A 9,043-nucleotide genomic window follows, 5' to 3' on the forward strand; every position below is an offset into this window, starting at 1 on the left:
CCACGGTGCTCGGCCTCCTCGTCGTCGCCTACACCTTCAACTTCATCGACCGCACGATCATCGCCACCATCGGCCAGGCGATCAAAGTCGACCTGAAGATCACCGACACCCAGCTGGGCCTGCTGGGCGGCATCTATTTCGCCCTGCTCTACACCCTGCTGGGCATCCCGATCGCGCGGCTGGCCGAGCGGTTCAACCGGGTCAACATCATCTCGGCGGCCATCCTGATCTGGTCGGCCTTCACCGCGCTCTGCGGCACGGCCACCAGCTTCGCCCAGCTGGCCGCCTACCGGTTCGGGGTCGGGTTCGGCGAGGCCGGCCTCTCCCCGCCGGCCCACTCGCTGATCAGCGACTATTACGAGCCCAAGAAGCGCGCCTCGGCGCTGGCGGTCTATTCCTTCGGCATTCCGCTGGGCACCATGTTCGGCGCCGTGGCCGGGGGGTGGCTGGCCCAGGAGTTCTCCTGGCGCGTGGCCTTCATGATGGTCGGCCTGCCCGGCGTGCTGATCGCCATCGCGCTCAAAGTCATCGTCAAGGAGCCGCCGCGCGGCCATTCCGAACCCCATTCGCCGGTCGCCGAGCAGGTCATCGACCCGGCCCCGGCCATCCCGCAAAAGCCCCCCTTCACCTGGGCCGGCGAGTTCAAGGAGCTGGGGGCGGTCATCGCCATCCTGTTCGGCAAGTGGCCGGTGCTGCACATGGTGCTGGGGGTGACCGTCGCCTCCTTCGCCGGCTACGGCGCGGGCCAGTTCGCCCCGCCCTATTTCTCCCGCGCCTTCGGGCTCGACTACGCCCAGGTGGGGCTGATCACCGGCCTGGTGGGCGGGTTCTCCGCCGGGCTCGGCACCCTGCTGGGCGGCTTCCTCACCGACCGGTTGGCCAGGCGCTCGCCGGCCTGGTACGCGCTGACCCCGGCCATCGGCCTGACCATCGCCGCGCCGATCTACATCGTCGCCTATATGGCGCCAACCTGGCAGGCCGCGGCGCTGATCCTGCTGATCCCCGGCATCTTCCACTACACTTACCTGGGCCCCACCTTCGGGGTGGTCCAGAACATGGTCGACACCCGCCGGCGCGCCACGGCCACGGCCCTGCTGTTCTTCTTCCTCAACCTGATCGCGCTGGGCGGCGGCCCGGTGTTCACCGGCTTCATCATCGACCGGTTCGCGGCCTTCCACTTCGCGGTTCCGGAGGCCAGCGGCGTGCTGGCCAGCATCGGCTCGCTGTTCGGCGGCGGCGCGGCGGACTTCCAGTCCGTCTGCCCCGGCGGCTCGGCGCCGGTGGGGTCGGGGGCCGACGTGGCCGCCCAGTGCCAGGGGGCGCTGGTCTCCGGCACGCGGGAGGGGATCATCGTCACCCTGCTCTTCTATGTCTGGGCCGGGTTCCACTACCTGCTGGGCGCCATCGGCCTGACCAAGGCGCTGGCCAAGGCGCGGGCGGACCGGGGCGAGGCGGACTAAAGGCGCCCGGCTGGCGTTGCGATTCCGGGCGCGCAGGGCTAATCACCCCGCGTAAGGAGCGCCCGCATGATCCCCCGCTACGCCAGGCCCGAGGCCGCCAAGATCTGGGACGCCCAGACCCGCTTCAAGATCATGTTCGAGATCGAGGCCCACGCCGCCGACAAGATGGCCGAGCTGGGGGTGATCCCGAAGCTGGCGGCGGCGACGATCTGGGAGAAGGGCCGCGACGTGGTGTTTGACGTCGAGCGCATCGACGAGATCGAGCGCGAGGTGAAGCACGACGTCATCGCCTTCCTCACCCACGTCACCGAGCTGGTGGGCCCCGAGGCGCGCTTCCTGCACCAGGGGATGACCAGTTCCGACGTCAACGACACGGCGCTGGCGGTCCAGCTCTGCCGCGCCACCGACTTGCTGATCGAGGACGTCGACCTGGTGCTGGCGGCGCTGAAGAAGCGGGCCTTCGAGCACCGCCTGACGCCGACCGTCGGCCGCAGCCACGGCATCCACGCCGAGCCCACCACCTTCGGCCTCAAGCTCGCCGGCCACTATGCCGAGTTCCAGCGCGCCAAGGAGCGCCTGGCGATGGCCAGGTTCGAGATCGCCACCTGCGCCATCTCCGGCGCGGTCGGCACCTTCGCCAATGTCGCCCCCGAGGTGGAAGCCTACGTGGCCGAGAAGATGGGCCTGGCCGTGGAGCCGGTCTCGACCCAGGTCATCCCCCGCGACCGCCACGCCGCCTATTTCGCGACGCTCGGCGTCGTCGCCTCCTCGATCGAACGCCTGGCCGTGGAGATCCGCCACCTGCAGCGCACCGAAGTCCTTGAAGCCGAAGAATATTTCGACAAGGGCCAGAAGGGCAGCTCCGCGATGCCGCACAAGAAAAACCCGATTCTCACCGAGAACCTGACCGGCCTGGCCCGCCTGATCCGCTCGGCCGTGACGCCCGCCATGGAGAACGTGGCGCTGTGGCACGAGCGCGACATCAGCCACTCGTCCGTCGAGCGCGCCATCGCCCCGGACACCACCATCCACCTCGACTTCGCCCTGCGCCGCCTGGCCGGCGTGGTCGACAAGCTGATGGTCTATCCGGAAAATATGCTCCGGAACTTGGACAAGCTGGGCGGCCTGGTCCATTCCCAGCGCGTCCTGCTGGCCCTGACCCAAAAGGGCGTCGCCCGCGAGGTCGCTTATTCGGCAGTCCAGCGCAACGCCATGAAGGTCTGGCGCGGCGAGGGCAAGTTCCTGGACCTGCTGCTGGCCGACGGCGACGTGACCCTGACCAAGGCCGAGCTCGAGGAGCTGTTCGACCTCGGCTATCATTTCAAGGCGGTCGACGCCGTCTTCGCCCGGGTGTTCGGCGTCGAGGCCATGGCCAAGGCGGCGGAATAGGCGGTCTGAACCGCGACCCTCGCCAAGCGTTACGGTGATCCAGTTCGGAGACCGACCATGAAACGCCTGATCCTGTTCGCCGCCGCCGCGGCCCAGCTGACAGCTCCAGCCGCCTTGGCCGATCCCGGCCAGGGCAAGCACCACGGCTCGGGACCTCCCGGCCTCTCCGACAAGCCCTATGGCATGCCGCCGGGCCAGGCCAAGAAGATGTGGCGCCAGGGCGAACGCCTGCCGCGCGCCTACTATGTCGAGACCCGCTACGTGATCGTCCAGCCCCAGCGCTACCGCCTGGCGCCCCCGCCCCCCGGCTATCGCTGGGTGCTCATCGAGGGCGACGCCTACCTGGTCCGCCGCGACAACGGCCTGGTCGCCGAGGTGATCGCCAACGTGATCGCCAACCTCATCCGGTAGGCGGACCTCGGCATTAAGGATCGCGCCTTAATTGCCATCGGCGCCGATTGGGTCTCCCGTGCCGCGATCACTTGGGAGGCGAACATGAAGTCCCTGCTTGTCGGATTGTTCTGTTCCATGGGTCTGGCCGTCGCCACCGACGCGGCGGCCGCCGACCCTCAGCTTGCGGCGCCCATCCGGGCGTTCATCGACAGCTTCAACAAGGGCGACCTGAAGGCCGCGGTGGCCACCCATACGGGCGACGTGGCGATCGTCGACGAGGTGGCGCCGCACGTCTGGCGCGGCCCGGGCGCCGTCGAGGCCTGGGCCGGCGACCTGGCCAAGGACGCCACGGCCAAGGGTCTGACCGACCAGTCGGTGGCCCTCAGCCCCGCCACCCGCGAGGTGGTTTCGGGTGACCGGGCCTATGTCATCGTGCCGGCGGTCTACAGCTTCAAGGATCACGGCAAGGCCATGCGCGAGGTCGCCCAGATGACCTTCTCGCTGCAGAAGGACACCGCCGGCGCCTGGAAGATCAACGCCTGGACCTGGACCGGCCCCGATCCGTCGCCGGCCAACTAGGGCGGTCAGCTCTTCGGCTTGAGGTCCGGCCGCGAGGCCAAGAACGCCGCGCGTTCGGCCGGGGTCAGCACCTTGGCGCGCTTCTGGCGCGAGACCTTCGGCGTCGGCGCGGCGTAGGTCCCGGTGGGCGGCGAGCCGCCCTTGAGATCGGAGAACCGCTTGGGCGGAGGTTTCATCGGCAGCTCCCGCGACCTCGCACGTCCGCGGGTCGTCCCTTCATCGCAGATTCCGCCGCCGCGCGCGCCCTTCCATTCCCCGACGTCACGATCCGAACATCGCCCGGATTCCCGCTACCGGAGCCCGCCATGACCCCCGCCGCCATGAACGCCCTGCTCGCCAGGCAGAAGGCCGCCCACCTGCGCGACGGCGCGCCCACGGCGGCCCAGCGCATCGCGAGCCTCGACCGCTGCATCAAGCTGCTGATCGACAACCGCGCCACCATCGAAGACGCGCTGAACGCCGACTTCGGCTCACGCTCGCGGGAAGCCACCGCCTTCACCGACATCGCCGGGTCCATAGGGCCGCTGAAGCACGCCCGCGATCACCTGGCCAAATGGATGCGGCCGGACAAGCGCAAGCCTACCCCGGCCATCCTCGGCCTGTTCGGCGCCAAGGCCGAGGTCCGCTACCAGCCCAAGGGCGTGGTGGGCGTGATCAGCCCCTGGAACTTCCCGGTGAACCTCACCTTCGCGCCCCTGGCCGGTATATTGGCGGCGGGCAACCGAGCGATGATCAAGCCCTCGGAGTTCACCCCGGCCACCTCCGACCTGATGAAGACCATGTTCGCGTCGGCCTTCTCCGAGGAGGAGATCGCCGTGGTGGTCGGCGGACCCGAGGTGGGCCAGGCCTTCGCGGGGCTGGCCTTCGACCACATGATCTTCACCGGCGCCACCGGCATCGCCCGCCATGTCATGCGCGCCGCGGCCGAGAACCTGGTGCCGCTCACCCTCGAACTCGGCGGCAAGAGCCCGGTGATCCTCGGCAAGTCCGCCGACATGGCCACGGCCAGCGCCCGGATTATGAACGGCAAGACGCTCAACGCCGGCCAGATCTGTCTGGCGCCGGACTATGTGCTCACCCCGCGCGACGGCCTCGAGCCCTTCATCGCCGGCGCCCAGGCCGCGGTGGCCAAGATGTTCCCGACGCTGCGCGACAACCCCGACTACACCGCCATCGTCGCCCAACGGCACTACGACCGGATCATGTCCTATGTGGAGGACGCCCGGGCCAAGGGCGCTCGCATCGTCGAGCTCAAGCCCGAAGGCGAGGACCTGTCACAGCAGGAACACCGCAAGATCGCGCCCACCCTGATCATCGATCCCACCGACGACATGACCGTCATGCAAGAGGAGATCTTCGGCCCGGTCCTGCCGGTGAAGACCTACGCCGGCATCGACGAGGCCATCGCCTATGTGAACAAGGGCGAGCGCCCACTCGGCCTCTACTATTTCGGCTCCGACGAGGCCGAGCGCGAGAAGGTGCTCGCCGCCACCACCGCCGGCGGGGTCACGATCAACGACGTGGTCTTCCACGTGGCGCAGGAGAACCTGCCCTTCGGCGGCGTCGGCCCCTCGGGCATGGGCAGCTATCACGGCCAGGACGGCTTCAGGGAGTTCAGCCACAAGAAGGCGATCTACACCCAGATCAAGATGGACGGACCCCTGGCCCAGATGCGCCCACCCTTCGGCCCAGCCATCCGCAAGTACCTCGACGGCCAGATGAAGGCTTAGGGCCGCCGTCGTCCTTCTCCCGCAGGGGCAGAAGGACCTAATGCGCCTTCTTGCCCGGCCAGAAGTGCATCACCGCCACGATCGGCGCCCCGACCAGCAGGCCGACCACCGCCGAGCCCGTCGCCATGGCCGCCCAGCCGGTCACCGCGCCAATCCCCGGAACCGCCGAGGCCCAGTGCGACAGGCCCTCGACCAGATGCGGCACGGTCTCCAGGTGGAAGTGCTCCAGGCCGTGGACGATGATGCCTCCGCCGACCCACAGCATGGCCGCGGTGCCGACGACGGTCAGCAATTCCATGACCCTGGGCATCCCCTTGACCAGGCCGCGGCCCAGTCCCGCCATCAGCCGGCTCTTCCGCTCGGCCAGGTGCAGGCCGATATCATCCATTTTCACGATCAGGGCGACCACCCCATAGACCCCGATGGTGATCAGCAGGCCCACCAGGGCCAGGGCGCCCGCCTGGACCGCCAGGGGCCGGTCGGCCACGTCGGCGAGCGCGATGGCCATGATCTCGCCGGACAGGATCAGGTCGGTGCGGATCGCCCCGGCCACCTTCTCCTTCTCCAGGTCGACGGAGCCCAGGGCCAGTTCGTCCGGCTCATCCACCGGGTCGTGCTGGGTGAAGGCCTCGATGATCTTTTCGGTGGCCTCGAAACAGAGATAGGCCCCGCCCATCATCAGCAGCGGCGTCACGCCCCAGGGCGCGAAGGCGCTCAGCAGCAGGGCGCCGGGCAGCAGGAAGAAGAACTTGTTGCGCAGCGACCCCAGCGCGATCTTCCAGACGATCGGCAGCTCGCGGTCGGGGGTGAAACCCATGGCGTAGCCCGGCGTCACCGCCGTGTCGTCGACCACCACCCCCACGGCCTTCGAACCGGCCTTGCCGGCGGCGGCCGACATGTCGTCAAGCGAGGCGGCGGCGATCTTGGCGATGCCCGCCACATCGTCCAGCAGGGCTACGAGACCAGACGCCATCAGGAACCTCTACGGATAGGAATGACCTCGGCGGTCTCCAGGATCACATGCGGCACGAACCGCGAGCGGTCACGGGTCACCCGGCCGCGGTCCTCGCGGATCCCCATGCCGGCTGGCTCGTCGCCGATCATCCATGAACCCACGACCGGATAGTTGGCGCCGAACCTGGGCGGCGGTTGCAGCGCCTGGCGAACCCAGCCCTCCGCGCCGTAGCCCTGGTCCAGCACCTTGCCTCGGTGGCCCTTGTCGTAGAGCTCGACATTGGCACCCTCGCGGGAGAACAGCGGCTTCCTCACGAACGAGCGGCCCAGGTTGTCGGCGCGCGGATCGTCGTCGAAATAGGTCTCCAGCAGGTTCGGATGGCCGGCGTGCCGCTCCCACAGCAGGGGCAGCAGTCCTTTGTTGGACAGCACCGACTTCCAGGCCGGCTCGATGAACTGGGTCCGGCTCGCGCCGATCTTCCCCGCATAGGTGTCGCGGAACATCTCTTCCCACGGATAGAGCTTGAAGATCGCCCCGATCAGGAAGTTCTCGGCGTCCACGAACCGCCCGTCGGCGTCCAGGCCGATCTGGTCCAGGGCCACGAACTTCGGCTCGATCCCCGCCTGGCCGGCCACGTCCTCCAGGAACCGCACGGTCTGGCGATCCTCGAGGAAGTTGGCGTCGCTGGCGAAGTGAACGAAGCCGCCCTTGGGGAAGATCGCCGCGAACCGTTCGCGCAGCCGCTCATAGAGGCTGTTGAACTGGTCCGCGCCCTTGGGCACGCCGCCGTCGGCGATCCTGTCCTCCAGCCACAGCCATTGGAACACCGCCGCCTCATAGATGCTGGTGGGCGTGTCGGCGTTGTATTCGTAGAGCTTCGGCGGTCCTGCCCCGTCATAGAAGAAGTCGAACCGGCCGTAGAGCGAGGGGTCCCTGGCCTTCCACGAGGCGGCGACAACCTCCTGGGCCGCCGGCGGGATCGCCAGCCGGGTCATCAAGGCGGGGCTCTCCACCACCTCGGCCGTCAGCTCCAGGCAGAGCCGGTGCAGCTCGGCGCTGGCCGCCTCGATGTGGTCCTCCACCTGGCTGAGCGTGAAGGCGTAATAGGCCCGCTCGTCCCAGTACCGACGCCCGTCGGCATGGTGCCAGGTGAACCCGACCGCCTCGGCCTTGGCCTTCCAGTCGCGGCGGGGGGTCAGCGCTATGCGGCGCATGGGTGGGGTCCTTGCCAAACGTCCTTCTCCCCTTGTGGGAGAAGGTGGCCCCGCGAGAGCGGGGTCGGATGAGGGGTCGCGCCGCCCCATCCGCGCGAACGGCGTCGCCGCCAATCGGAAAGTTCTGAGAGACCCCTCATCCGTCAGGCCTTGCCTGCCACCTGCTCCCGCAAGGGGAGAAGGGAGCGAGGTCCCTGCCTATTCCTCGGATCCGCCCCGGCGCGCCGGAACCTTGTCCTCGATCTGCAGGCGCGGGGCCTCCAGTTGCAGCGAGGGCGCGGTGGCCTGCAGCCGCGCCAGCACGTCGTCGGCGCCCACATGGCCGGGCAGGATGCCGGCGGCCTGCAGCTTGGCGTCGAGGTCGGCGCCGGTGCGGCGGTCCTCCAGCTCGCCATGCGCGCGGAACTGCTCCTCACGCACCGCCTGGCGTTCCTTGATGCGCTTGAGGCTGTCGGCCGCCGAGCCCAGGGTCGAGCCCGTGGCGCCGGCGCGCGAGACCACCGCCGACTGCGCCCGCTGGACGCTCTCATTGACCTTCACCACCTCGATCTCGCGGCGCAGGGCCTCGATCTTGGTGTCGGTCTGGGCGACGATCTGGCGCAGCCGGTCCTCGGCGGTGCGCAGCTCGGCGGTCTGTGTCGCCTTCTGGGCAGAGTCGCGTTCCAGGTCGGCGATCCGGGTGGCCACCTCGCGGGCCAGGGCCTCGTCGCCCTTGGCCAGCGCGGCGCGGGCCGAGGATTCGTACTTCCGCGCCTGCTCGGCGAACGACTTGGCCTCGTTCTCCAGCATTCGGCGCCGCGCCACCAGGGCGGCCATCTCGTCGCGCGCCTTGCCCTGGGCGGTGTCCGCGTCGCGGATCTCCTGGTCCAGGATCTTCAGGGCGTTGGCGTCCACCAGGGTTTGGGCGCCTTCGTGGGCGGTGCCCCTCAGCAGGGCGGAGAGCTTGCTCCAGATCGACATGGGTCTCTCTCCGGTTTAGGCGGCGACGCCGCTGAGGTTTTCGAACGACTCGCGCAGGTCGCCCGCCGCGTCGATGGCGTTGCCCGCCAGGGTCCGCAGCTCGATCAGCACGGTCTGCAGCGAGGTCTTGGCGGCGATCTCGCCGAACAGCTCGTAATAGTCGCGGTTGTCGACAGTGCTGATCCCGAAGTTCGACAGCGGCACGATCTTCTGGGCCTTCAGCAGGAAGACGTTGAACGCCGCCTGGTCCTTCTGCTCGTCCACCGGCCAGAGGATCACCGAGACCACCATCTGCAGCGGCCCGACACTGACATAGACCGGCAGGTCGCCGTATTCGTGCATGGTGACCAGCAGGACCGGCTC

General features: G+C 68.7%; 10 protein-coding genes. 5 read left to right on the forward strand and 5 right to left on the reverse strand.

Annotated elements, in window-relative coordinates:
• The 4 genes from Q8Q88_RS05485 to Q8Q88_RS05500 all read left to right on the forward strand — a co-directional run.
• A partial coding sequence (locus tag Q8Q88_RS05485; protein WP_305674194.1) for an MFS transporter occupies positions 1 to 1,460 on the forward strand: 1,460 nt, incomplete at its 5' end.
• A gap of 66 nt (positions 1,461 to 1,526) precedes the next feature.
• Positions 1,527 to 2,849, forward strand: a complete 1,323-nt coding sequence (purB, locus tag Q8Q88_RS05490) for an adenylosuccinate lyase (RefSeq protein WP_305674195.1) — start codon at positions 1,527 to 1,529, stop codon at positions 2,847 to 2,849.
• A gap of 57 nt (positions 2,850 to 2,906) precedes the next feature.
• The gene (locus Q8Q88_RS05495) at positions 2,907 to 3,260 is read left to right on the forward strand and encodes an RcnB family protein (RefSeq protein WP_305674196.1); all 354 of its coding nucleotides are present in this window, start codon (positions 2,907 to 2,909) and stop codon (positions 3,258 to 3,260) included.
• Positions 3,261 to 3,344: 84 nt separating this feature from the next.
• A complete protein-coding gene (locus Q8Q88_RS05500) occupies positions 3,345 to 3,821 on the forward strand; it encodes a nuclear transport factor 2 family protein (protein ID WP_305674197.1) in 477 nt (158 codons plus the stop codon).
• Between the two features lie 5 nt (positions 3,822 to 3,826).
• Here Q8Q88_RS05500 and Q8Q88_RS05505 read toward each other — a convergent pair whose 3' ends face one another.
• On the reverse strand, positions 3,827 to 3,997 hold the full coding sequence (locus tag Q8Q88_RS05505) for a hypothetical protein (protein WP_305585282.1): 171 nt from the start codon (positions 3,995 to 3,997) through the stop codon (positions 3,827 to 3,829).
• Between the two features lie 129 nt (positions 3,998 to 4,126).
• Between Q8Q88_RS05505 and Q8Q88_RS05510 the strand changes: the two genes are divergently transcribed.
• Positions 4,127 to 5,551: a coniferyl aldehyde dehydrogenase gene (locus tag Q8Q88_RS05510; RefSeq protein ID WP_305674198.1), complete on the forward strand. Its 1,425-nt coding sequence runs from the start codon at positions 4,127 to 4,129 to the stop codon at positions 5,549 to 5,551.
• Between the two features lie 37 nt (positions 5,552 to 5,588).
• Here Q8Q88_RS05510 and Q8Q88_RS05515 read toward each other — a convergent pair whose 3' ends face one another.
• The 4 genes from Q8Q88_RS05515 to Q8Q88_RS05530 all read right to left on the reverse strand — a co-directional run.
• Positions 5,589 to 6,524, reverse strand: coding sequence for a DUF808 domain-containing protein (locus tag Q8Q88_RS05515; protein WP_305674199.1), 936 nt, complete (start codon positions 6,522 to 6,524; stop codon positions 5,589 to 5,591).
• Entirely contained in the window at positions 6,524 to 7,720 is a 1,197-nt protein-coding gene (locus tag Q8Q88_RS05520) for a glutathionylspermidine synthase family protein (protein WP_305674200.1), read from the reverse strand. The genes Q8Q88_RS05515 and Q8Q88_RS05520 overlap by 1 nt, the downstream gene beginning before the upstream one ends.
• Positions 7,721 to 7,918: 198 nt before the next feature.
• Positions 7,919 to 8,680 (reverse strand): PspA/IM30 family protein, encoded by a 762-nt coding sequence (locus Q8Q88_RS05525; RefSeq protein ID WP_305674201.1) that lies wholly within the window; start codon positions 8,678 to 8,680, stop codon positions 7,919 to 7,921.
• A 15-nt stretch (positions 8,681 to 8,695) separates the two neighbouring features.
• Positions 8,696 to 9,043: YjfI family protein (locus tag Q8Q88_RS05530; protein WP_305674202.1), on the reverse strand; the 348-nt coding region annotated here is incomplete at its 5' end.

It is taken from the genome of Phenylobacterium sp. (assembly GCF_030697925.1).
Lineage (GTDB): Bacteria > Pseudomonadota > Alphaproteobacteria > Caulobacterales > Caulobacteraceae > Phenylobacterium.

Bases quoted from the DNA above. Each gene is read 5' to 3' on its own strand.
- Q8Q88_RS05510 (WP_305674198.1), top strand. From the start codon at position 4,127: ATGACCCCCGCCGCCATGAACGCCCTGCTCGCCAGGCAGAAGGCCGCC.
- Q8Q88_RS05495 (WP_305674196.1), top strand. From the start codon at position 2,907: ATGAAACGCCTGATCCTGTTCGCCGCCGCCGCGGCCCAGCTGACAGCT.
- Q8Q88_RS05520 (WP_305674200.1), bottom strand. From the start codon at position 7,720: ATGCGCCGCATAGCGCTGACCCCCCGCCGCGACTGGAAGGCCAAGGCC.
- Q8Q88_RS05525 (WP_305674201.1), bottom strand. From the start codon at position 8,680: ATGTCGATCTGGAGCAAGCTCTCCGCCCTGCTGAGGGGCACCGCCCAC.
- Q8Q88_RS05515 (WP_305674199.1), bottom strand. From the start codon at position 6,524: ATGGCGTCTGGTCTCGTAGCCCTGCTGGACGATGTGGCGGGCATCGCC.
- Q8Q88_RS05505 (WP_305585282.1), bottom strand. From the start codon at position 3,997: ATGAAACCTCCGCCCAAGCGGTTCTCCGATCTCAAGGGCGGCTCGCCG.
- Q8Q88_RS05500 (WP_305674197.1), top strand. From the start codon at position 3,345: ATGAAGTCCCTGCTTGTCGGATTGTTCTGTTCCATGGGTCTGGCCGTC.
- purB (WP_305674195.1), top strand. From the start codon at position 1,527: ATGATCCCCCGCTACGCCAGGCCCGAGGCCGCCAAGATCTGGGACGCC.